Consider the following 23,119-nt stretch of genomic DNA (forward strand, 5'->3'; position numbering starts at 1 on the left):
ACAATAAAATTAGCCTTCACAGGCCCTGCATTGATCCACAAATGTTTCGCGCGGCAGAAACGCCCTGCAGTGGGACAGATATCTCGCTGGATGCGAGCAGCACAAGCAAGACGCAATGCTAGCAAAAAAAATGGGAGCCAATGGCCCCCATTTCCTATAGCTTAATCACATACATCAATCCCAGCTCAACGCCCCACCCGTCTGATACTCAATGACGCGCGTCTCGAAGAAGTTCCTCTCCTTCTTCAGATCGATCATCTCGCTCATCCACGGGAACGGGTTCTCCTCGTTCGGGAACAGCTGATCAAGACCAATCTGCTGGCACCGACGATTGCAGATGAAGCGCAAATACGACTTGAACATCGGCGCATTCAGCCCCAGCACGCCACGCGGCATCGTGTCCTCAGCGTAGCGATACTCCAGATCCACCGCCTTCTTGAACAGCTCAGTAATCTCAGCCTTAAACTCCGCCGTCCAAAGATGCGGATTCTCCAGCTTGATCTGATTAATCAAATCAATCCCAAAATTGCAGTGCAGCGACTCATCCCGCAGGATGTACTGATACTGCTCCGCAGCCCCAGTCATCTTGTTCTGCCGCCCCATCGCCAGGATCTGCGTGAAGCCCACATAGAAGAACAGCCCTTCCATGATGCAGGCGAACACGATCAGCGACTTGAGCAGCTTCTGGTCGTTTTCCGGCGTGCCGGTCTTGAACGACGGGTCGGTCAGCGTATCGATGAACGGGATCAGGAACTCGTCCTTGTCGCGGATCGACTGCACTTCGTGGTACGCGTTGAAGATTTCGGCTTCGTTTAGGCCCAGCGATTCAACGATGTACTGGTAGGCGTGCGTGTGGATGGCCTCTTCAAAGGCCTGGCGCAGCAGGTACTGGCGGCATTCCGGCGCGGTGATCTGGCGGTAGGTGCCCAGCACGATGTTGTTGGCGGCCAGCGAGTCGGCGGTGACGAAGAAGCCGAGGTTGCGCTTGATGATGCGGCGCTCGTCTTCGGTCAGGCCGTTGGGGTCTTTCCACGTGGCGATGTCGCGGGACATGTTGATTTCCTGCGGCATCCAGTGGTTGGCGCAGCCGGCCAGGTACTTTTCCCATGCCCACTTGTACTTGAACGGAACAAGCTGGTTGACGTCGGTCGAGCCGTTGATGACGCGCTTGTCGGCGGCGTTGACGCGGCGGTTGCTTTGCGCGGCGGCGGCGTTGGGGTTGTTGCCCAGGATGCCGGCTTGCGTGGCGCTCGACGGCAGCACGCCTTGCTGGTCAGCGGTGGCAGCCGATGCAGCGGGTTGCAGGGCAGGCTGCGGTGCGGCCTGCGGGGTGGCTTGAACGTCGTCGTCCCAGCTCAGCATGATGTTGTTCTCCGTGATTCGGTTTGGGGGCGGCGGTGGTCAGTGTTTTGACTTTTCACTTCGTGGTGGCGCCGGCCCTCTCCCCCGGCCCCTCTCCCGCGAGCGGGAGAGGGGAGCAAACCGGGGGGTTAGGTAAGGCTTACTGGCAGGCTTCGCACTCTTCAAACCCAGGATCACCCGGGCGCATCGTGCAGACCGCGCCTTCGGCTTCCGGCATGGCCGGGGCCGATGCGGCCGCCGCGTCCAGGCCGGAGCCGCTGTCGCTGCCCGACGACACCGCGTTCAGCGAGCCGCGCGACACGGTGGACTTCTCCACGTGCGTGGCCGCCATGGTGCGCAGGTAGTACGTGGTCTTCAGGCCGCGCAGCCAGGCCAGCTTGTAGGTGTCGTCCAGCTTCTTGCCCGAGGCGCCGGCCATGTAGATGTTCAGGGACTGGGCCTGGTCGATCCACTTCTGGCGGCGGCTGGCGGCTTCCACCAGCCAGGTCGGCTCGACTTCGAACGCGGTGGCGTAGATGTCGCGCAGGTCTTGCGGAATGCGGTCGATGCGCGACAGCGAGCCGTCGAAGTACTTCAGGTCGGCAACCATCACTTCGTCCCACAGGCCGCGCTCCTTCAGGTCGCGCACCAGGTAGTCATTGACCACGGTGAACTCGCCCGACAGGTTGGACTTGACGTACAGGTTCTGGAACGTCGGCTCGATGCAGGCGGACACGCCGATGATGTTCGAGATCGTGGCGGTCGGCGCGATCGCGATGCAGTTCGAGTTGCGCATGCCGTGCTGCTTGATGCGCGCGCGCAGGCTGTCCCAGTCCATGCTGCTGGACAGGTCCACGTCCAGGTAGCCGCCGCGCTCTTCGGCCAGCAGCTTGAGCGAGTCCTGCGGCAGGATGCCGCGGTCCCACAGCGAGCCGGTGTAGGTCTCGTAGCGGCCACGCTCTTCGGCCAGCTCGGTGGAGGCCTGGTAGGCGTAGTAGCACACGGCTTCCATCGAGGTGTCGGCGAACTTCACCGCGGCGTCGCTGGCGTACGGCGTACGCAGCACGTGCAGGCAGTCCTGGAAGCCCATGATGCCCATGCCGACCGGACGGTGGCGCAGGTTGGAGTTGCGGGCCTTCTCGACAGCGTAGTAGTTGATGTCGATGACGTTGTCGAGCATCCGCATGGCGGTGCGGATGGTCTTCTGCAGCTTGGCGTGGTCGAGCACGTACGAGCCGTCAGCCTGCTTGGCCAGGTGGGCCACCAGGTTCACCGAACCCAGGTTGCACACGGCGATTTCGCTGTCGTTCGTATTCAGCGTGATTTCCGTGCACAGGTTGGAGCTGTGGACGACGCCGACGTGCTGCTGCGGGCTGCGGATGTTGCAAGGATCCTTGAAGGTGATCCACGGGTGGCCGGTTTCGAACAGCATGCCCAGCATCTTGCGCCAGAGCTGCATGGCCGGAACCTTCTTGAACAGCTTCAGTTCGCCGTTGGCAGCCTTGGCTTCGTAGCCGAGGTAGGCCTGCTCGAATGCCTTGCCGACCTTGTCGTGCAGGTCCGGGCAGGTGGACGGCGAAAACAGCGTCCATTCGGCGTTTTCCATCACGCGCTTCATGAACAGGTCCGGGATCCAGTTGGCCGTGTTCATGTCGTGGGTGCGGCGGCGGTCGTCGCCGGTGTTCTTGCGCAGCTCCAGGAATTCTTCGATGTCCAGGTGCCACGTCTCCAGGTAGGCGCAGACGGCGCCCTTGCGCTTGCCACCCTGGTTCACGGCCACGGCGGTGTCGTTCACCACCTTCAGGAACGGGACCACGCCTTGCGACTTGCCGTTGGTGCCCTTGATGTGCGAGCCCAGGGCGCGCACGTTGGTCCAGTCATTGCCCAGGCCGCCGGCGAACTTGGACAGCAGCGCGTTTTCCTTCAGGGCTTCGTAGATGCCTTCCAGGTCGTCCGAGACCGTGGTCAGGTAGCACGACGACAGCTGCGAGCGCTGGGTGCCCGAGTTGAACAGGGTCGGCGTGGACGACATGAAGTCGAACGACGACAGCAGCTGGTAGAACTCGATGGCGCGCGCTTCGCGGTCGGCTTCGTTGAGGGCCAGGCCCATGGCGACACGCATGAAGAATGCCTGCGGCATCTCGATGCGAGTCTCGTCGATGTGCAGGAAGTAGCGGTCATACAGCGTCTGCAGGCCCAGGTAGTTGAACTGGAAGTCGCGGCCGGCGTCCAGCGCGGCGCCCAGGCGGGCCAGGTCGAAGGTGGCCAGCTTCTCGTCCAGCAGCTCGGCGGCGATACCGCGCGCGATGAACTTGGGGAAGTACTCGGCATAACGCGTGGTCATCTCGGCCTGCGTCACTTCGGCACCCAGGATTTCCTTGCGGATGGTGTGCAGCAGGATACGGGCGGTGACCTGGCTGTAGTCCGGGTCCTTTTCGATCAGGGTACGCGCGGCCAGGATGGCGGAGTCGTACACCTGCGTCATCGGCACGCCTTCGTACAGGTTCTTCAGCGTTTCCTTGAGGATCGGCTCGGCGCTGACGGCCTTGCCCAGGCCGGCGCAGGCGTTGTCGAGCAGCGCGTGCAGGGCAACGATGTCCAGCGGCTTGCTCACGCCGCCGTCGGTCACGTTGAACTGGATGCCGGATTCCTGCACGCGGGCCACGGCCTGCGCGCTGGCGCTGGCGCGCTCCTGGGCGCGCTTTTCGCGGTACAGCACGTAGGAACGGGCCACTTCATGCTCGCCCGAGCGCATCAGGGCCAGTTCGACGTGGTCCTGCACGTCTTCGATATGGATCGCGCCACCGCTCGGGCGGCTGCGCACCAGCGCGCGCACGACGGCGTGCGTCAGTTGCTCGACGATCTCGCGCACGCGTGCGGAAGCCGCGCCCTGCCCGCCGTTCACGGCGAGGAAGGCCTTGGTCATGGCGACGTTGATCTTGGACGGCTCGAACGCCACCACGGCGCCGTTGCGGCGGATGATCTTGTAATCCTGGTAGTTCGTCGTGCCGGCTTGGGTGGCGGAGGCTTGTTGCTCGGTACCTGCAATACCGGCGGCGCCCGCTGCGCCCGTGGTGATTTCGTTCTGGGCCGTCTGCATAAGAACTCCTGTCTTTTTAGCCTGTTTTAAGAGACAAAAGAGTCCCTGGCGAAATGGGCTGCGAAAGTGTCCTGCCGTGCGTTGGCGGCGGCTGGACTGACTGCCTTTTGCTAAACATTTCGCCAGGGACTCTTGTGATGCGCCGGCCCCACATCAGGGTTTCAACCACTATCGCCACGTCTGCGACAGCGCCCCTCAACGCTTGGCCAGCTCCCCGGTTGAACTACTAGATATAGTGGTCACTGCGGAAATCTGGGCTAAGTATAGTGAAAGAAATCCGGATGACCAGTCTTGACAAGCGTGGTTGCGACACCCGGATGACAAGTGCGGCAGCGCCACATTGCCGGGAACCGCGCTACGACAAGGGATCGCGCCAAGTCGTTCGCAGGCGCACATTTTTTGGAAATTTTTTTTATCCGTGTGGCACGCCCGATAGCCCCACGCCACCCTCGGGAATTGGCATGTGACATCGCACCGACATGGGGCCGCGGCACCTACCCGCGAGCGCCTTAGTGGTGCGAGGGGCGGTAGGGTAACAGGTTTTGCGGGACCCCTGCCAGACGAGCGAAGCGGTCCCAGTCGAAGTGCGGTCCGGGATCGGTCTTGCGGCCCGGGGCGATGTCGCTGTGGCCGGCAATCGCCTGCACCGGCAACGTGGCGCGCAGGGCCTTGACCAGCGCCGCGGTAGTTGCGTACTGGGCGGCCGTGAACGGCAAGTCGTCGGTGCCTTCGATCTCGATGCCGACCGAGAAGTCGTTGCATCGGCCACGGCCGAAGAAGTCGGACAGGCCCGCATGCCATGCGCGCTTGCCGCACGGGACGAACTGCACAAGCTCGCCATCGCGCCGTACCAGGAAGTGGGCGGATACCTGAACCTGGTGGATGGTGGCGAAAAACGGGTGGCGGCCGGGGTCGAGCCGGTTCTGGAAGAAGGCCTCGATGTCGCCGCTGCCGAACTGGCCCGGCGGCAGGCTGATGTTGTGCAGCACCACCAGGTCGACCGGCATGCCAGCGGGCCGTTCGTCGAAATTGGGCGATGGCACGCGGCGCGCGGCCGGCACCCAGCCCTCGGTGTCCGGCAGGAAGCCGGCGGGGACAGAGGCGGAAGCCGGAGCCTTCATGCCGTGCCCTCCCCTTCCTCGCGCTCGTCGCGGCCTTCGCGGATATCGAGCTGCTGGATGCGGTAGCGCAGCTGGCGCAGGTTCAGGCCCAGCAGCGGCGCCGCGGCGGTACGGTTGAAGCCGGTCTGCGACAGCGCCTGCAGGATGATCTCGCGCTCCACGTTTTCGAGCCTGGCCTGCAGGTCGATCGGAAACTCCACGCCACGGCAGGCGCGCTCGGCGGCATCGGGCAGGTCCGCAGCCACGGCAACGGCTTCCGGCTCCGGCTCGGCTGCGGTCCGCGCGGACATGGGGACCGGAGCGGGCTCGGCGGGCATGATCCCCGTCGGCACCCAGCCGCCGGCCCATGGCGTGTACGGCGTCAGCGGCGACGGCGCCGCGCGCAGCGCCGCGCGTTCCAGATTGGCGTCGAGCGGGCCCAGGTCGGCCACCTGGATGTCCTCGGTCTCGGCAAACGCGTAGGCGCGTTCGAGCAGGTTCTCCAGCTCGCGCACATTGCCCGGGAACGGATAGGCCACCAGCCGCTCCAGCGCGGCCTGCGACAGGCGGCGCGGACGCGGGTCGCCGTAGCGCACGGCCAGGTGCTCGAGGATGGCGCGGGCGAGCACGGGGATATCCTCTGCACGCTCGCGCAGCGTCGGCATGCGCAGCTCCAGCACATTGAGCCGGTAGTACAAGTCCTGGCGGAACAGGCCCGCGGAGACCATGGCGGCCAGGTCCTTGTGGCTCGCGCACATCACGCGCACATCGACGGCATCTTCGCGGCTCGCGCCGATCTTGCGCACGCGGCGCTCCTGCAGCGCGCGCAGCAGCTTGACCTGCATGGCCAGCGGCAGGTCGGCCACCTCGTCGAGCAGCAGGGTGCCGCCGTTGGCGGACTGAAAGAAGCCGCCGCGCTCGGCGTCGGCGCCAGTGAACGCGCCCTTGACGTAGCCGAAGAACTCGGACTCCATCAGGTTTTCGGGGATGGCACCGCAGTTCACCGCCACGAACGGATGCGCGGCACGCGCACTGGTGGCGTGGATGGCGTGCGCGGCGCGCTCCTTGCCGCTGCCCGATTCGCCGCTGATCACCACCGGCGCCATGCTGCGCGCCAGCCGCGAGAGCGAGCGGCGCACCTCCTGCATGGCCGGCGAGTGGCCGGGCAGCAGCGCGGCGGCGCGGTCGGCCGCCAGGCTTGCGTCGGCGGCGGCTTGCTCCTGGTCTTCGCGCTGCTGATGCCGGCCCAGTGCATTCATCACCAGGCTGCGCAACTGGTCCAAAGACACCGGCTTGGCGATGTAGTCGAACGCGCCGGCCTTGAGTGCTTCGACGGCGTTGTCGGCGCTGCCGTAGGCGGTGATGACAGCCACGGGCACGCGTTCCGGCGCCGCCGAAAGCTGCCGCACGATCTCGATGCCCAGGCCATCGCCCAACCGCATGTCGGTCAGCACCAGGCTGTAGCGGCGCTGCGCGAGCTTCTCGCGCGCTTCGGCCAGCGAGCCGGCCAGCACCACGTCATGCCCCATGCGGCGGATGGAAATATCGAGCAGCTCGCGCAGGTCTGCCTCGTCATCGATGACGAGGATCGGGTCAGGGCCGGGCGTTCTGGGTGGCATGGAGCGGCGTGTCAGGTGCGGAAGTTCAGTGGATCTGCGTGTCTGCCTGCATCGCATCGCCGGTGTCGATGCGCAGCGTCAGCACGAAGGCCTTGGCGGGCAGTGTATCGCGCGGGGCAGCCAGAAGGCCGGTGCGGGCGAGCAGGTCATCCAGCGCGATGGTGCCGTAGCGGACCTGCGCGTCGTTGGCGCCGCACAGCTCCCGCGCCATGAACAGGCCCAGGCCGGTACCCTGCGCGTTGCTGGTAAAGAACGGCTCGAACAGGCTGCGCTGGTGTTCGCGCGGGATCTCGGTGCCGTCGTTCCAGACGATCAGCTCGGCATGGTGTTGGTCCAGCGCGTGCGCAAGCAGGCGGATGGCGCCCGGCAGGCGGCTGCAGTAGCGCCACGCGTTGTCGAGCAGGTTGCCGAGCACCTGCTGGAGCTGTGAGGTGTCGAAGACCACCGGCTGCGCCACGTCGACCGTGAGGCGGACCGCGTTCGGGTTGATCTCGCCACGGCCCGGCTGGCGCGTGTCGCCGGCACGCGGCCCGCGCGAGCGCATTTCCAGCCGCCAGCGCTCGACGATCTCCGGCAGCGCCTGCGCCAGCTGCGCGGTGCTGCGGCCCGTGCGCGGGCGGCGCGACAGCTGCAGCACGTCGGACACGACCTGGTCCAGCCGCCGCACGTTGTCATGGATGATGCGCAGCAGGCGCGCATCGACATCCGATTCCACGCCGCCGCCGTCGCCATCGCCGCCCACGCGCGCGCCGTCGCCAAGCAGCTCGCTGGCCTGGCTGATGGCCGCCAGCGGGTTGCGGATCTGGTGCGCGACGCTGGCCACGAGCCGCCCCATGGCGGCGAGCTTTTCCTGCTGGACCTGCTCGGCAATGCGCTCCCAGCTTTCGATATGGACCAGCACGGTGTCGCGCATCTCGCTGCGCAGCAGGGCCTCGTCGTCGGGCGACCAGGCCATGGCTTCCTGCTGGGCGATGGCCAGGCGCAGGCGCGCCGCGACCTCGGGCGTCAGCTCGTTCCACGCGGCGGTGTCGAGGCTGGATGGCAGGGTCGACGTGCTGGCGATGGTATTGCGCAGCCCGGCCAGGCCCGGCAGCACAAAGCGCAGGCGCAGCCGCGTGTGCAGGTTGCCGCCGCCCGGCGGCGCGGAGCGCGAAACGATGGGCAGCAGTTGCAGGATGCGCGGCACGTCATCCTTGCTGCGCACCCAGTCGCGTAGCATTTCCATGAGTGGCTGCAGGCGCGGGATGCGGCGCAGGTCGAACAGCACCGTCTGGCCGCCCTCTACGCCCACGCCCACGCCCACGCTGTTGCGCGTGGTGCGCGAATACACGCGTTCATGCGGCTGCACGCCCAGCAGCACCACGGCGGCGGGGTTGGCCGCCACCACCATGCCGTTGGCGCGCACCAGCATCACGCCGTCCTGCATGTCGTTGACCATCAATCGGTTGACGAGCTGCTGCAGCCGCAACTCCTGCTCGCGCGCGAGCGCCAGCTTTTCCTGCGCCACTTGGCGGTACGCCAGCATGTACATCAGCAGCGCCGCGATCATGAACACCAGCCCGTACAGGCCGGAGCCGAGCAGACCGCCATCCGCCTGGCGCTGCAGGATGGTCAGGGCGAACGGGTGCGCCATGACCACCAGGGCCGAGACCGAGGCGGCAAACAGCGCGAACAGCAGGCTGGTGAGCGCGCCGGCCTCGAGCGCCGGCAGCAGGAAGATCATCGCCAGCCCGTCGGCATGGCCGTTGCGGCCGAGCGCCTCGTAGATCAGGCCGAGCATGGCCAGGTCGGCCAGCACCTGCAGCCGCACGCGCAGCTGGAAGCGCCGCCGCCACAGCGTGCCGGCCAGCATGGCCAGAGCGATGCCGAGGTAGGGCAAGGCAAGCTGCATGGCCGCCGTCTTGTATGCGGGCAAGGCAAGCTGGAACGGCAGCACGAGCGACGTGCCGTGCGGCTCCGCGCCGCGCTGCATGATGGTGAACGCCAGCAGCAGCAGGCCGACGGCGATGCGGGTCCAGCAGAAATAGCGCAGCAGGCGCCAGTGGAAATCAGGCGGCTCGGGCGCGCGCCACAGTTGCGCGAAGCCGGGCCATGCGGCGAGCCGGGCGGTATGCGTCGGCCGCGCAGTGATCATGCGCGGTCGCCGCTGTCGTCCGGCAGGTGGCTGCGCCGGCAATAGTGCAGGCCGCGCCAGGCAATGGCCTCGCTGCCCGGCAGGTGCACGCCGCAGTGGGCGCACTGGACCATGGCCTCGGGGTGGCTCTTGCCGTTGCCGGAGGCGTCGGCCGGATGGGATGGGTGGGATGCGCGGAGGGCTTCGTCATGGCGCGCTTCGGCGCGGGACCGCAGCCACCAGAAGACCCCCAGCACCACGGCCAGCAGGATGAAGATTCTTGCCATGGCGGTCTCAGAGACGATGCAGGATCACTTCGATCACGAAGCGGCTGCCGACATAGGCCAGCAGCAGGATGCCGAACGAGGCAATCACCCAGCGCAGCGCCACGCGGCCGCGCCAGCCGCGGAAATGACGCCCGGCCAGGATGCCGCCGAACATCGCCCATGAAATAAAGGCGAACACGGTCTTGTGGTCGAGCCGGAAGGCGCGGCCGAACAGCTCCTCGGAAAATAGCAGGCCCGAGGCGATGGTCAGCGTCAGCAGCACGAAGCCGGCGCCGATCAGGCGGAACAGCAGCTTTTCCAGCGTCAGCAGCGGCGGCAGCAGGTCCAGCCAGCGGCCCAGCCACTGCTCGGCCGGGCCCTTGGGCTTGACGTTGCCGGCACGCGCCGGCGCATGCTTGAAGCCGTGCAGGCGGCGCTCGGCCAGCAGCATCAGGAAGGCGTGGAAGGCGGCCAGCGTGAACAGGCCATAGGCCACGTTGGCAATGATGAAGTGCAACTTGAACAGCGGCCGCGCGGCATAGCCCAGGATCTGCGAGCCCGGGAACGCCAGCGGCATCAGGCTGGCGAGGAGCGCCACCGGAATCACGATCAGCCCCAGCCCGGCCAGCGAGAAGAAGAAGCTCTCGATCCAGTAGATGCCCACGCCCAGCCACAGCATGGCCGACAGCGCAAAGGCGAAGCCGAACATCATATGGTCGGCCGGGAAGATGGTTTCGTGCAGCAGCAGGCCGTGGCTGGCCAGCACGGCCGCCATCAGCAGGTGCCACCAGCCCGGCTGGGCGTCGCTGCCGCCCGCTGGCCCGCCGTTGGCGGTCAGCACGGCCGAGGCCGCGCCGTTAGCCTGGCTGCCGGCCGCGGCCAGCCGTGGATTGCGCGTGGCCCAGCCGTGCAAAGCCAGGCCGCAATAGAGAAGTGCCGTCAGGGCATACAGTACAATGACCATTTGCGCAGTTTACCTTAGTGCCCCCTGCCGGTGGCGGGCGGCTGATCCGGTAACAGAGGCCGCAACACAGCCCTTTCTTCCCCCATTCCTGCCATGCTGGACAATCTCACTCAACGCCTGGCGCGGGTCGTCAAGACCATGCGCGGCGAGGCCCGCCTGACCGAGGCCAATACCGCCGAAATGCTGCGCGAAGTGCGCCTGGCCATGCTCGAGGCCGACGTGGCCTTGCCGGTCGTGCGCGAGTTCATCGCCCGCGTCAAGGAAAAGGCATTGGGCGAGGATGTCGTTGCCAGCCTGACCCCGGGCCAGGCGCTGGTCGGCGTGGTCCAGCGCGAGCTGACCGCGGTGATCGGCGGCGAGGAAGCCGTCGCCGGCGCCGCCAAGAGCGCCGAGCTGAACCTGGCCGTGCAGCCGCCCGCGATCATCCTGATGGCCGGCCTGCAGGGCGCCGGCAAGACCACCACCGTCGGCAAGCTGGCGAAGTGGCTCAAAGAGAACAAAAAGAAGAAAGTGCTGACGGTCTCGTGCGACGTGTACCGCCCGGCCGCTATCGCCCAGCTGAAGACGGTGTCCGAACAGGTGGGCGCCGAGTTCTTCCCGTCCCAGCCGGACCAGAAGCCGGTCGACATCGCCCGCGCGGCCGTGGATTGGGCGCGCAAGCATTACCACGATGTGCTGATCGTCGATACGGCAGGCCGCCTGGGTATCGACGAGGCGATGATGCAGGAAATCGCCGCGCTGCACGCCGAGCTGAAGCCGGCCGAAACGTTGTTCGTGGTCGACGCCATGCTCGGCCAGGACGCGGTCAACACCGCCAAGGCGTTCAATGACACGCTGCCGCTGACCGGCGTGGTGCTGACCAAGCTCGACGGCGATGCGCGCGGCGGTGCCGCGCTGTCCGTGCGTCACGTCACCGGCCGGCCGATCAAGTTCGTCGGCGTCGGCGAAAAGCTCGACGGCCTGGAGCCGTTCTACCCCGACCGCATGGCCCAGCGTATCCTGGGCATGGGCGACATCCTCGCGCTGGTCGAGGAAGCCCAGCGCGGCGTGGACATGGACGCCGCCGAGAAGCTGGCCAAGAAGATCAAGAAGACCGGCGGCTTCGACCTCGAAGACTTCAAGGCCCAGATCGGCCAGATGAAGAAGATGGGCGGCCTGGGCAGCCTGGTCGACAAGCTGCCGGCGCAGTTCGCGCAGCAGGCGCAAGGCGCCAATATGGATCAGGCGGAAAAGCAGGTGGCCCGCATGGAAGGCATCATCAACAGCATGACCGCCGCCGAGCGCGCCAAGCCCGAGCTGATCAAGGCCAGCCGCAAGCGCCGCATCGCCGCGGGCGCGGGCGTGCCGGTGCAGGAAGTGAACCGCCTGCTGAACCAGTTCGACCAGATGCAAGGCATGATGAAGAAGCTCAAGGGCGGCGGCATGATGAAGATGATGCGCCAGATGGGCGCGATGAAAGGCGGCATGAAGGGCCTCTTCAACCGCTGATCCGCGCCAGGCGCCCTCCTACCCCCGCAAGAGACAAGAACAGGAAAGACACCATGATGACCGCTGAACAGGCCCGCGAACTGTGGTCCCAATCCGAGGAAATCGTCAGTGCCGAGGAAGTCCAGCTGTCGCTGGACCGCATGGCGAAGGACATCACCGAAAAGATGGGCGATGCCTTCCCGCTGGTGCTGTCCGTAATGGGCGGCGCGGTGGTGTTCACCGGCATGCTGCTGCCCAAGCTGCAGTTCCCGCTGGAATTCGACTACATCCACCTGTCCCGCTACAACAACAAGACCGTGGGCGGCGAGATGCAATGGCGCGTGGCGCCGCGTGAATCCGTCAAGGACCGCGTGGTGCTGGTCCTGGACGACATCCTGGATGAAGGCGAAACCATGGCGGCGATCCGCCAGCGCATCATGGACATGGGCGCGAAGGAATTCCACGCCGCCGTGCTGTGCGAGAAGACACTGACCAAGCTCAAGCCGATGCACCCGGACTTCTGCGGGTTCCAGGTGCCGGACCGGTATGTGTTCGGTTGCGGGATGGATGCCAAGGGATATTGGCGGAACTTGGGAACGATCCGGGCGCTGATGTAAGCGTTACCCGAAGGGCCGGCACGAACTGCGGGCCTTGCGCCTCTCTCCCGCACGCGGGAGAGAGCAGAAAACAGTCGGCAAGCAAGGGGCTGCAGCGTCCGACCTACCCGGCGTGGTGCGCCCCCAAAATCGGCCACAACGACGCCAGCAGCAGCAACGCCATCCCCACATTGAATACGCGCAGCACCCGCGGCTGCGCCAGCCAGCGGCGCAGGGCCGAGCCGAATACGGCCCACATCGCCACGCTCGGCAGGTTGATGACGGCGAAGATGCCGGCCAGCATCAGCACGTTCAGCCACACATTGCCGTGCAGCACATAGGTGCTGCATGCGCCCACCGCCATCACCCACGCCTTGGGGTTGACCCACTGGAACGCCGCCGCCTTCAGGAAACCCATCGGGCGCGCGACCTGGCGGTCCTGCATGCCACCTGAAGTGGCAAGCTTCCACGCCAGCCAGACCAGGTAGACCCCGGCCACTACGCGCAACACCTGCCAGGTCCACGGCCAGTGCGAGAACATCGACCCAAGCCCCAGCCCGACCAGCGCCACCATCAGCGCAAACCCGCCGCTGATACCGAGCAGGTGCGGAATGGTCCGCGCAAAGCCGAAATTCACCCCCGACGCCAGCACCATGGTGTTGTTGGGGCCGGGCGTGATGGAGGACACGAGCGCGAACGCCGCAAACGCAAGAAAGACGCCGGAACCGGCGGCAAGGTCGGAAAAAGCCATGGCAGTCGCACCAGAAGAAGCAGCGGGAATGCTGCCAGTCTAGTCACAGCGAACAGTACAGTACCGGTACAGTTTGCGGGAATTCTGCCGTGACGGAATGCCGCGGTTTGGCGGGACAGTTTCTACGCAGTGGCGCGGTAGGGACCCTCGCGCAGCCATTTGGTGGCGATCCATTTCTCGCCGGTTTCCACCGGCAGGCCGGCGTGCAGGGTGCGCTCGTCCAGTCGGCCTTCGGGCAGCAGGTAGCTGAAGTACACAGCGTTGCCCTTGACCGGCGCCACCTCCAGGCCGATGCGCGGGAACGCCGTGGCGCCGCCCGCCTGCGGCGTGTTCAGGTAGATCACCAGCGTGGCGATGCGCTGGCCGCCCACGCGGAGTTGGCGCGCCTCGCCGGGACGCTTCGGATTGAAGAAATCGAAATGCGGCTGGTATTCGCCGCCGGGCTTGTAGTTGAGGATCTGGAAACCCTCGCCGTGATCGGCGGGCACGCCGGTCACTCGGGCGATGCGGGTCTCGATGCGGTCGAGCAGCGCATGCTCGCCGACCTGGAACATGGCGCCCATGCTGGTCCGCGCCTCGATCAGGTTCTCGTCGCCGGTGTCTGGGTTGATGACCGGCGATCGCTCCAGCCGTCCGCGTGCGAGATCGACCAGCGCATCGCATTCGGCATCGCTGAGCAATTGCTGATACAGGCGGATAGCGGGTGCTTGCAGCGAGAACAGCACGGGAATCTCGCGCTCTCCCTGGCGCTGTGCAGGACTGGGGGTAGGAATGGCCGGCGCAGCAGGCCGGTGCCCCATGGCCGTGGCCACCGCGGCGCGGGCAAAGGCGGTGTCATAGCCGGAGCGCAGCATGGACAGGACCAGCGACTCGGCGCCAAATCCCTCGGCGATATGCCTGGCCAGCCAGCGTTCCAGCTCCGGCGACGAGGTGGCGTAGCCCGGCGACCCCACGGCCGGACGCGTGTCGGTGCTCATGACGGATTGGCCACCCGCTGCGGCGAGAACGGGTTGCGCGCCGGCGCCTCGGGCAGCAGCTTGCGCGGCCGGGTCGGGATGACTTCCGGATCGCCCGCGACGGTGACCGTGGCCTCGGAGTATTGCCAGCGCTTCCACGCAGCCAACACCGCATTGGGATATTCAGGCCGGCCGCGGCTGCCGTTATAGCGCCCCAACGCCAGGAACAGATCGCCCTGCTCGCGGTCCAGGTAATGGCGCAGGATGGTGCAGCCGTAGCGCAGGTTGCTCTGCAGGTGGAACAGCTTGCGCGGATCGTTGTCGCCAATGGTGCGAGTCCAGAACGGCATCACCTGCATCAGCCCGCGCGCCCCGACCGAACTCATGGCGTACTTGCGGAAATTGCTCTCCACTTGCACCAGGCCCAGCACCAGCGCGGGCTCCAGTCCGGCACGCTTGGCTTCGTAATACGCGGTTTCGATCAGCTCCACGCGCATCTGCGGCTCGGGGATGCGCCCTTCGAGCCGGTGCGACATCTCGCCAAGCCACTTGAGATAGGCCAGGCGCTCGCCGCCTGAGGCAAAAACCGGGCGTATCGGGCGCGAATCCGCAATGGCTGCCGCCAGTGCGCCGCGCACCGAGTCGGCCAAGTCCTCTTCCTTCTGCGCGCCGGCCTGCGCGGCCGCGGCGGCCAGGGCCAGCAGCAGGCTGCCGGCCGTGCGAACCAGACGGGCCGCGCGCATGGGCTTACTTGCCGACCTGGCCGCGTACATGGCCGACCACGTCAGCCACGGCCACCTGGGTCGCCTGGGCGTCGCGGCGGCCCTGGTACTCGACCTTGCCTTCCTTCAGGCCACGATCGCCGACCACCACGCGGTGCGGCACGCCGATCAGTTCCCAGTCGGCGAACATCACGCCCGGGCGCTCGCCGCGGTCGTCGAGGATGACGTCCACACCGGCGGCCAGCAGCTCGGCGTGGATGCGGTCGGCCTCGGCCTTGACGGCCTCGGAGCGGTCATAGCCGACCGGGCACACCACCACTTCGAACGGGGCGATGGCGGCGGGCCAGATGATGCCGCGCTCGTCGAAGTTCTGCTCGATCGCCGCGCCCAGGATACGGGTAACGCCGATGCCGTAGCAGCCCATCTGCATCGGCCGGGTCTTGCCGTTTTCGTCGAGGAAGGTGGCGTTCATCGACTCGGAATAGCGCGTGCCGAGCATGAACACGTGGCCGACTTCGATGCCGCGGCAGATTTCCAGCGTGCCCTTGCCGTCCGGCGAGGCATCGCCGGCAACCACGTTGCGCAGGTCGGCGACGACGGGCTCGGGCAGGTCGCGGCCCCAGTTGACGCCGGTGAAGTGGTAGTCCCGGTAGTTGGCGCCGCAGATGAAGTCGCTCATGTTGGCGACGGTGCGGTCGGCCACGACGTTGACGGGCTTCTTCATGTCGATCGGGCCCAGGTAGCCCGGGGGCGAGCCGAAGGCGTCGACGATCTCGTTTTCGGTGGCGAAGCGGAATTCGGCCAGGCCCGGCACCTTGGAGGCCTTGACCTCGTTCAGTTCGTGGTCGGCGCGGATCAGCAGCAGCCAGATCTGGGCGCCGGCGTCGCTGTCCGTGGCCAGCACGATCGACTTGACGTTGCGCTCGAGCGGGACGTTCAGGAATTCGGCCACCTGCTCGCACTTGACCTTCTCGGGGGTGAAGGTCTTGACCAGCTCTTCGGTGGGCGCCGCGCGCTGCGCGACCAGCGGCAAGGCCTCGGCGGCCTCCATGTTGGCGGCGTAGTCGGACGTCGGGCAATAGACGATGGCGTCTTCGCCGGTGTCGGCGATCACATGGAACTCGTGCGAGCCCGAACCGCCGATGGCGCCGTTGTCGGCCGCCACGGCACGGAACTCCAGGCCGAAGCGCTGGAAGATGCGCACATAGGCGTCGTACATGTTCTGGTACGACTTTTTCAGGCCTTCCGTGTCACGGTCGAACGAGTACGCGTCCTTCATCGTGAACTCGCGGCCGCGCATGATGCCGAAGCGCGGACGGCGCTCGTCGCGGAACTTGGTCTGGATCTGGTAGAAATTGACCGGCAGCTGCTTGTAGCTGCGGATTTCCGAGCGGGCGATGTCCGTTACGACTTCCTCGGACGTCGGCTGCACGGCGAAATCGCGCTCGTGGCGGTCCTTCAGGCGCAGCAGCTCGGGGCCCATCTTGTCCCAGCGGCCGGTTTCCTGCCACAGCTCGGCCGGCTGGATCACGGGCATGGACAGTTCCACGGCGCCGGCGCGGTTCATTTCCTCGCGAACGATATTTTCCACCTTGCGGATCGTACGCAGGCCCACCGGCATGTAGTTGTAAATACCGGCGCCGAGCTTCTTGATCATGCCCGCGCGCATCATCAGCTTGTGCGACACGATTTCCGCGTCGGCGGGGGCTTCTTTCAGGGTGGAAATGAAAAATTGCGAGGCTTTCATCCGAATGTCTTCTCTGGAAACCGGGAATCCCGGTGAATTGGCGGCAGCCATGCCGCGCATAAGCGACTGGAACGCGCCGGCAACTGCCTGAAACTGCCCTTCCCGCTCGGGGAAAACCAGCAGGGCCCCGCCTGAGCCGGGCCGCGCGCATCCTTTATAATCGACGTAATTCTAAAGGATTCGAGGTGCAGTCATGCTCGATCGTGAAGGCTTTCGCCCGAACGTCGGCATCATCCTCATCAACGCACGAAACGAGGTTTTCTGGGGCAAGCGAATCGGCGAGCATTCCTGGCAGTTTCCGCAAGGCGGCATCAAGTACGGCGAAACGCCGGAACAGGCCATGTACCGCGAACTGCATGAGGAGATCGGCCTGCTACCGGAGCACGTCAGGATCGTCGGTCGCACGCGCGACTGGTTGCGCTATGAGGTGCCGGACAAGTTCATCCGCCGCGAGATCCGCGGCCACTACAGAGGCCAGAAACAGATCTGGTTCCTGCTGCGCATGGCGGGCAGGGACTGCGATATCCACCTGCGTGCCACCGACCATCCGGAGTTCGACGCCTGGCGGTGGAGCGACTACTGGGTGCCGCTCGACGCGGTGATCGAGTTCAAGCGCGACGTCTACCAGCTTGCGCTGGGTGAGCTGTCGCGCTTCCTGAACCGAAACTCGCGCGTGCCGCTCAGCCCGTATGGCGTCCATCATGGCCGCCATGGCGGCGGGCAGCGCCGGCCGCCGCAAGCCGTCACGCCGGGCATGCCCGAGGTGCCGGCCGAAGCGGGCGCAGCGGAAGATGCCGCAGTTTTGCCGGCCGCGCCGGCTTCCAACCACACGGAGTCCTGATGAATCGTGTTACCGGCCAGGGCCGCCGCGGCGGCCTGACCGCTGCTGGCCTGTTGCTTGCCGCCGCCTGCCTGGCGCTGGCGGGCTGCAAGACCACCGGCAAGCAAATGCCCGAAGAAGAATCCAAGTGGATCAACCCGTTCGAGCCGAAGACCTTCAAGGAGGAAGAGGCGATCCTGCCGGCACCGCCGCAGGATGCGAACCTGATCCCGTTCTCGGTCAATGGCACCGGCAATCTCACGTTCGCGGTGGACAGCAAGTCGGTGTCGGTCGGCGCGGACAAGGTGGTGCGCTTTACGGTGGTGATCAGCAGCGCCAGCGGCGCACGCAACGTGAACTTCGAAGGCCTGCGCTGCGACGCGTTCGAGCGCAAGATCTACGCGACGCTGCCGGTCGGCGCCAAGGAATGGGTACTCAACCGCGGCGATACACGCGAAGATTGGATCCGCATGCAAACCAGTGCGCGCAACGCCTACGCGGCGACGCTGGCGACCGATTTCTTCTGCGAGGGCCGCACCGTGGCCGGCACGCCGGATGCCATGGTCCGCGACCTGAAGGACCACGCCCCGCGGCGCTGAGCCTCTGCAGGCAGAAGGAAAAAAGGGCGATGCCACGGCATCGCCCTTTTCATTTGCACCGTTACCGTATCGCGGACTCAGACCAGCACGAGGTTGTCCCGGTGGATCAGCTCGGGCTCGTTCAGGTGGCCGAGCACCGATTCGATCTCCGACGACGGCTTGCGCGCGATCAGCCGCGCTTCGGCGCTCGAATAGTTGGTAATGCCGCGCGCCACTTCGCGCCCATCCGCGCCGACACAGGCCACCACCTCGCCGCGCGCGAACTCGCCCTGCACTTCGACCACACCGATCGGAAGCAGCGACTTGCCGCCGCTGGTGAGCTTTTCCACGGCGCCGGCATCGATCACGACACGGCCGCGCAGTTGCAAGTGATCCGCCATCCACTGCTTGCGGGCGGTCAGGCGTCCGGTCGGGGCCAGTAGTTGGGTGCCGATGGCCTCGCCCGCCGCCAGGCGTTCGAGCACATTGGCCTCGCGGCCAGAAGCAATGGTGGTATGCGCGCCGGACTTGGCCGCGCGCTTGGCGGCCAGGATCTTGGTCAGCATGCCGCCGCGGCCGATCGAGGTGCCGGCGCCGCCGGCCATCGCTTCGAGCTCGGGCGTGCCGGCCAGCGCCTCGTCGACGAACTCGGCGTTCGGGTCCTTGCGCGGATCGGCGGTGTAGAGCCCGCGCTGGTCGGTCAGGATGACCAGCGCATCGCCTTCGATCAGGTTGGTCACCAGCGCGCCCAGCGTGTCGTTGTCGCCGAACTTGATTTCATCGGTAACCACGGTGTCGTTCTCGTTGATGATGGGGACCACGCCCAGCGAGAGCAGCGTCAGCAGCGTGGAGCGCGCGTTCAGGTAGCGCTCGCGGTCGGCCAGGTCGGCGTGGGTAAGCAGCACCTGCGCGGTGCGGATGCCATAGCGGCCGAACTGGCTTTCATAGACTTGCGCCAGGCCCATCTGGCCCACGGCGGCGGCAGCCTGCAGTTCGTGGATTTCACGCGGACGGCGTACCCAGCCCAGGCGCTGCATACCCTCGGCAATGGCGCCGGAGCTGACCAGCACCACTTCCTTGCCGATCGAGCGCAGCTTGGCGATCTGCGCCGCCCAGCGCGCAATGGCGTCGTAGTCCAACCCCTTGCCGTCGTTGGTGACCAGGCTGGAGCCAACCTTCACGACGATACGTTTTGCCTGGGCAATGACCGATTGCATGGCGAGAAATCCTGTCTCCGGGGGCATTTTTTGCGTCCCCAATGGTGGTTCCTCGCCCCGCATGGGCGAGGGAAAAAAGCTGGCTTACTGCTCGTGACCTTCCTGGTCGACGTTGTGCCGGCGATCGTCGAGCCGGATGTCGGGCTCGGCCAGTGCGGCAGCTTCTTCGGCCTTGATCGCGGCCAGGTGGTCCTTGATCGCGTAGATCAGCTCGCGGCAGCCTTCGCCGGTGAGCGCGGAGATCTGGAACACCGGGCCCTTCCACTTGTAGCGCTTGATGAAGTCCTTGGCGCGCGTGGCGCGCTCGTCTTCCGGCACCACGTCGAGCTTGTTCAGCACCAGCCAGCGCGGCTTGTCGTAGAGCGTTTCGTCGTACTTCTTCAGCTCGTTGACGATGGCCTTGGCTTCCGCCACCGGATCCACCGCTTCATCGAACGGCGCCAGGTCGACGATATGCAGCAGCAGTCCGGTACGCTGCAGATGGCGCAGGAACTGGTGACCCAGGCCGGCACCTTCGGCCGCGCCTTCGATCAGGCCCGGAATGTCCGCTACCACGAACGACTGCTCGTGGTCGACGCGCACCACGCCCAGGTTCGGGTGCAGCGTGGTAAACGGATAGTCCGCCACCTTCGGGCGCGCGTTGGAGATATGCGAAATAAATGTCGACTTGCCCGCGTTGGGCATGCCCAGCAGGCCGACGTCCGCCAGCACCTTCAGCTCCAGCTTGAGCATGCGGCGCTCGCCGGGCTTGCCATCCACCTGCTGGCGCGGCGCGCGGTTGGTACTGGACTTGAAATGCAGGTTGCCCCAGCCGCCCATGCCGCCTTCAGCCAGGCAGACCTTCTGGCCGTGCTCGGTCAGGTCGGCGATCAACTCGCCGGTGTCCATGTCGGTGATCAGCGTGCCGACCGGCATGCGCAACGTGATGTCCTCGCCAGCGGCGCCGTAGCAATCGGAGCCACGGCCGTTTTCGCCGTTCCTGGCCACGTGCTTCTTGGCGTAGCGGAAGTCGATCAGGGTATTGATGTTGCGGTCCGCTACGGCGAACACGCTGCCGCCCCGGCCGCCGTCGCCCCCATCCGGACCACCGAAGGGCACAAACTTCTCGCGCCGGAACGAGGCGCTGCCATTGCCGCCGTTGCCGGCGATGGCTTCGATTCGGGCTTCGTCGATGAACTTCATAGTGAGTTTCCGTGGTGGACCGGGCTACCGACCGGCATTGGCAACTTGCATTGTCGCCAAAAATGAAAAAGCCCCGCAAGCATTGCGGGGCCTTCGTGCTGCAAAGGCTGTTATCAGGCCGCCGGAACGACGCTGACTTGCTGCTTCTTGGCAGGGCCCTTGACAGCGAATTGCACGTGACCGTCGACCAGTGCAAACAGGGTGTGGTCCTTGCCCACGCCCACGTTGTCACCGGCGTGCACGCGGGTGCCGCGCTGGCGGACGATGATGCCGCCGGCGTTGATGGCCTGGCCACCAAACACCTTCACGCCCAGACGCTTCGATTCTGAATCACGGCCGTTCCGCGTGGAACCGCCGCCTTTTTTCTGTGCCATGTCTTACTCCTGTCGCTTTACCGGGTTACGTTCGAATGATCAGGCGTTGATCGCTTCGATGCGCAGCTCGGTGTAGTTCTGACGATGGCCTTGACGCTTCTGGTAGTGCTTGCGACGGCGCATCTTGAAGATCTTCACCTTGTCGTGACGACCTTGGGAGATAACGGTAGCTTTGACGGAAGCCCCGCTCACCAGCGGCGTACCAAACTTGATTTGGTCGCCGGCGCCCACTGCGAGCACCTGGTCGAGCGTGATTTCTGCGCCAATGTCTGCCGGTATCTGTTCTACTTTAAGTTTTTCGCCAGCAGCAACCTTGTATTGCTTGCCGCCGGTTTTTACGACCGCGTACATTGTCGAACCTCTCGGATGTGAATAAAACGCCGAATGCCGGCACGTCGCGCTTGCATGCTGCCAAGCAGCCCGCCAACGCCTGTGCGGCCCGGTTATCTCCCGCCGGTCGATACCCGCAAGACGGGCAAAACCACCGGAGGAAACCGAGAACTATAAACCAGGCTGGAGAAAAACGCAAAGAAAACAGGCACATAGCCTGTCCGGCGACGCCTTGCGCACTTCTGCGCAGGCGTGGATCAGGTCAGATCGGCCAGCAGGAAGCCCGCCAGTGCGGCAAATGCCACCCACCAGGCCGTGCGGCGGGCACTGCCGCGGGACGTGGACTTGTTCATGCCGGAATTATAGACCCCGGCAGCCGCGCCTCCCCCGAACGGGGACTGGACACTGGCGTGAACCACGTTGGCATCGCATATAATCGTCCGGTTTTGCGTAACGGTGATCATCTTGACCCAGCCTTCCGCCACTGCCTTGCTTGCCCCGGTCGCTGCAGACATGCGCGCGGTCGATGCAGTCATCCGTCAACGGCTGTCTTCCGAAGTTCCTCTGATCGAGCAGATCGGTGAATACATCATCAGCGCCGGCGGCAAGCGCCTGCGCCCGGTAATCCTGTTGCTGTCGGCCCGCGCCTTCGGCTATGACGGGCACCGCCACCATGAGCTGGCCGCCGTCGTGGAGTTCATTCACACCGCCACGCTGCTGCATGACGACGTGGTCGACGAGTCGGAGCTGCGCCGTGGCCGCGAGACAGCCAATGCGGTGTTCGGCAACGCCGCCAGCGTGCTGGTGGGCGACTTCCTCTATTCGCGTGCGTTCCAGATGATGGTCGATGCCGGCAGCATGCGCATCATGGAAATCCTGTCGAACGCGACCAACGTGATCGCCGAGGGCGAAGTGCTGCAACTGCTGAACATGCACGATCCCGACGTCACGGTGGAGCGCTACCTGCAGGTGATCCGCTACAAGACGGCCAAGCTGTTCGAGGCCGCGGCACAGCTCGGCGCCGTGCTCGCGGGTGCGGACGCCACCATGGAGGAAGCCGCAGCCGAGTACGGTCGCCGCATCGGTACCGCGTTCCAGCTCATCGACGACATGCTGGACTACACCGCCAGCGCCGAGCAGATGGGCAAGAATGCCGGCGACGACCTGCGCGAAGGCAAGCCCACGCTGCCGCTGCTGCATCTGCTGGAGCATGGCACGCCGGAGCAACGCGCCCTGGCGCGCGAAGCCATCGTGCAGGGCGGCACCGAGCATTTCGACGCGGTGTTCTCGGCCATCCATGCGAGCGGCGCGCTCGATGTCACCTTCGAAGCCGCGCGCCGCGAGGCCGAGGCCGCAGAAAAGGCCGCCCAGCAGTTTCCGCCCTCGGAACTGAAGGACACGCTGATTGCGCTGTGCGCGTTCTCGCTGCAGCGCCAGTCCTGAAACCGCTGAAGCCCTCTTCCCATTCGAGAGAAACGCTGCTAGACTTACGTTCTTTGCTGCTGACCGGCAACGGTGGGCGACAAAGACAAAATTCGGGGTGTAGCTTAGCCTGGTAGAGCGCTACGTTCGGGACGTAGAGGCCGGAGGTTCGAATCCTCTCACCCCGACCAGAATTCACGGCCACGCAGTTTGGGGCCAGCAAAAAGCCGCACAGCAATGTGCGGCTTTTTTGTTTCGGCGCCGGCATCTCGCGGCGCCGATCCGTCTTCCTTTCCCTCTCCTCCATACTCCCCGCGCCAGTAGGGTTGCGTCCGTGTCGCACAAATGCCGACATGGCCCTTTGTCGCCTTTACAAAAAGTGACCCCAGCGGCAAACTGCGCCGATCCGGGGGCCGATGGCCCCGACGGGCGCTCGCGGGCGCCTGCACCATCT

The 23,119-nt window shown here is 65.6% G+C and carries 21 protein-coding genes and 1 tRNA gene; 6 read left to right on the top strand and 16 right to left on the bottom strand.

All coding sequences use genetic code 11. The features are described 5' to 3' along the window. Window positions 1–174: 174 nt before the first annotated feature. The 7 genes from AC3FKG_RS02980 to AC3FKG_RS03010 form a co-directional block, all read right to left on the bottom strand. Complete coding sequence (locus tag AC3FKG_RS02980) at window positions 175–1,362, bottom strand: ribonucleotide-diphosphate reductase subunit beta (RefSeq protein WP_116318196.1); 1,188 nt, start codon at window positions 1,360–1,362, stop codon at window positions 175–177. A 139-nt stretch (window positions 1,363–1,501) separates the two neighbouring features. Beyond that, a complete protein-coding gene (locus tag AC3FKG_RS02985; protein ID WP_483709378.1) occupies window positions 1,502–4,441 on the bottom strand; it encodes a ribonucleoside-diphosphate reductase subunit alpha in 2,940 nt (979 codons plus the stop codon). 509 nt (window positions 4,442–4,950) lie between these two features. Beyond that, window positions 4,951–5,562: a 1,6-anhydro-N-acetylmuramyl-L-alanine amidase AmpD gene (gene ampD, locus AC3FKG_RS02990; RefSeq protein ID WP_483709380.1), complete on the bottom strand. Its 612-nt coding sequence runs from the start codon at window positions 5,560–5,562 to the stop codon at window positions 4,951–4,953. Further along, on the bottom strand, window positions 5,559–7,160 hold the full coding sequence (locus tag AC3FKG_RS02995; RefSeq protein WP_483709381.1) for a sigma-54-dependent transcriptional regulator: 1,602 nt from the start codon (window positions 7,158–7,160) through the stop codon (window positions 5,559–5,561). The genes ampD and AC3FKG_RS02995 overlap by 4 nt, the downstream gene beginning before the upstream one ends. A 25-nt stretch (window positions 7,161–7,185) precedes the next feature. Next, window positions 7,186–9,294: a histidine kinase dimerization/phospho-acceptor domain-containing protein gene (locus AC3FKG_RS03000; protein WP_488742383.1), complete on the bottom strand. Its 2,109-nt coding sequence runs from the start codon at window positions 9,292–9,294 to the stop codon at window positions 7,186–7,188. After that, complete coding sequence (locus tag AC3FKG_RS03005; protein WP_483709383.1) at window positions 9,291–9,560, bottom strand: PP0621 family protein; 270 nt, start codon at window positions 9,558–9,560, stop codon at window positions 9,291–9,293. Before AC3FKG_RS03005 ends, AC3FKG_RS03000 begins: the two co-directional genes overlap by 4 nt. 7 nt (window positions 9,561–9,567) lie before the next feature. Beyond that, window positions 9,568–10,503: a cytochrome C assembly family protein gene (locus AC3FKG_RS03010; protein WP_483709385.1), complete on the bottom strand. Its 936-nt coding sequence runs from the start codon at window positions 10,501–10,503 to the stop codon at window positions 9,568–9,570. A 93-nt stretch (window positions 10,504–10,596) separates the two neighbouring features. Between AC3FKG_RS03010 and ffh the strand changes: the two genes are divergently transcribed. Together ffh and AC3FKG_RS03020 are read left to right on the top strand one after the other, a co-directional pair. Continuing rightward, the gene (gene ffh / locus AC3FKG_RS03015; RefSeq protein WP_483709386.1) at window positions 10,597–11,991 is read left to right on the top strand and encodes a signal recognition particle protein; all 1,395 of its coding nucleotides are present in this window, start codon (window positions 10,597–10,599) and stop codon (window positions 11,989–11,991) included. Between the two features lie 53 nt (window positions 11,992–12,044). Then, the gene (locus AC3FKG_RS03020; RefSeq protein WP_483709387.1) at window positions 12,045–12,587 is read left to right on the top strand and encodes a hypoxanthine-guanine phosphoribosyltransferase; all 543 of its coding nucleotides are present in this window, start codon (window positions 12,045–12,047) and stop codon (window positions 12,585–12,587) included. A 103-nt stretch (window positions 12,588–12,690) separates the two neighbouring features. Here AC3FKG_RS03020 and AC3FKG_RS03025 read toward each other — a convergent pair whose 3' ends face one another. The 4 genes from AC3FKG_RS03025 to AC3FKG_RS03040 all read right to left on the bottom strand — a co-directional run bounded on the left by AC3FKG_RS03025 (window position 12,691) and on the right by AC3FKG_RS03040 (window position 16,742). Further along, complete coding sequence (locus AC3FKG_RS03025) at window positions 12,691–13,317, bottom strand: LysE family translocator (RefSeq protein WP_488742384.1); 627 nt, start codon at window positions 13,315–13,317, stop codon at window positions 12,691–12,693. 122 nt (window positions 13,318–13,439) lie between these two features. After that, on the bottom strand, window positions 13,440–14,294 hold the full coding sequence (locus AC3FKG_RS03030; protein ID WP_488742385.1) for a 2OG-Fe(II) oxygenase: 855 nt from the start codon (window positions 14,292–14,294) through the stop codon (window positions 13,440–13,442). Then, entirely contained in the window at window positions 14,291–15,016 is a 726-nt protein-coding gene (locus AC3FKG_RS03035; protein ID WP_483709392.1) for a lytic transglycosylase domain-containing protein, read from the bottom strand. The genes AC3FKG_RS03030 and AC3FKG_RS03035 overlap by 4 nt, the downstream gene beginning before the upstream one ends. Before the next feature lie 4 nt (window positions 15,017–15,020). Beyond that, complete coding sequence (locus tag AC3FKG_RS03040) at window positions 15,021–16,742, bottom strand: proline--tRNA ligase (protein ID WP_488742386.1); 1,722 nt, start codon at window positions 16,740–16,742, stop codon at window positions 15,021–15,023. A 193-nt stretch (window positions 16,743–16,935) separates the two neighbouring features. On the opposite strand from AC3FKG_RS03040, the gene AC3FKG_RS03045 reads away from it, so the two are divergent. Then, the gene (locus AC3FKG_RS03045; RefSeq protein WP_483709394.1) at window positions 16,936–17,583 is read left to right on the top strand and encodes an RNA pyrophosphohydrolase; all 648 of its coding nucleotides are present in this window, start codon (window positions 16,936–16,938) and stop codon (window positions 17,581–17,583) included. Beyond that, entirely contained in the window at window positions 17,583–18,161 is a 579-nt protein-coding gene (locus AC3FKG_RS03050; protein WP_483709395.1) for a CNP1-like family protein, read from the top strand. Before AC3FKG_RS03045 ends, AC3FKG_RS03050 begins: the two co-directional genes overlap by 1 nt. A gap of 77 nt (window positions 18,162–18,238) precedes the next feature. On the opposite strand, the gene proB is transcribed toward AC3FKG_RS03050, so the two are convergent. The 5 genes from proB to AC3FKG_RS03075 form a co-directional block, all read right to left on the bottom strand. Then, on the bottom strand, window positions 18,239–19,357 hold the full coding sequence (gene proB / locus AC3FKG_RS03055; RefSeq protein ID WP_483709396.1) for a glutamate 5-kinase: 1,119 nt from the start codon (window positions 19,355–19,357) through the stop codon (window positions 18,239–18,241). 84 nt (window positions 19,358–19,441) lie between these two features. Then, a complete protein-coding gene (gene obgE, locus AC3FKG_RS03060; RefSeq protein ID WP_483709397.1) occupies window positions 19,442–20,539 on the bottom strand; it encodes a GTPase ObgE in 1,098 nt (365 codons plus the stop codon). Between the two features lie 113 nt (window positions 20,540–20,652). Further along, window positions 20,653–20,913, bottom strand: a complete 261-nt coding sequence (gene rpmA / locus AC3FKG_RS03065) for a 50S ribosomal protein L27 (RefSeq protein WP_092306246.1) — start codon at window positions 20,911–20,913, stop codon at window positions 20,653–20,655. Window positions 20,914–20,952: 39 nt separating this feature from the next. Continuing rightward, on the bottom strand, window positions 20,953–21,264 hold the full coding sequence (rplU, locus tag AC3FKG_RS03070; protein WP_011299103.1) for a 50S ribosomal protein L21: 312 nt from the start codon (window positions 21,262–21,264) through the stop codon (window positions 20,953–20,955). 236 nt (window positions 21,265–21,500) lie between these two features. Further along, window positions 21,501–21,707, bottom strand: a complete 207-nt coding sequence (locus AC3FKG_RS03075) for a hypothetical protein (RefSeq protein WP_483709399.1) — start codon at window positions 21,705–21,707, stop codon at window positions 21,501–21,503. A gap of 49 nt (window positions 21,708–21,756) precedes the next feature. Here AC3FKG_RS03075 and ispB point away from each other — a divergent pair, with 49 nt between their 5' ends. Together ispB and AC3FKG_RS03085 are read left to right on the top strand one after the other, a co-directional pair. Continuing rightward, on the top strand, window positions 21,757–22,686 hold the full coding sequence (gene ispB, locus AC3FKG_RS03080; protein ID WP_483711544.1) for an octaprenyl diphosphate synthase: 930 nt from the start codon (window positions 21,757–21,759) through the stop codon (window positions 22,684–22,686). A gap of 93 nt (window positions 22,687–22,779) precedes the next feature. Beyond that, window positions 22,780–22,856: transfer RNA gene (locus tag AC3FKG_RS03085), tRNA-Pro, on the top strand. Window positions 22,857–23,119 lie beyond the last annotated feature (263 nt).

The organism is Cupriavidus sp. 22TCCZM04-2, assembly GCF_057798895.1.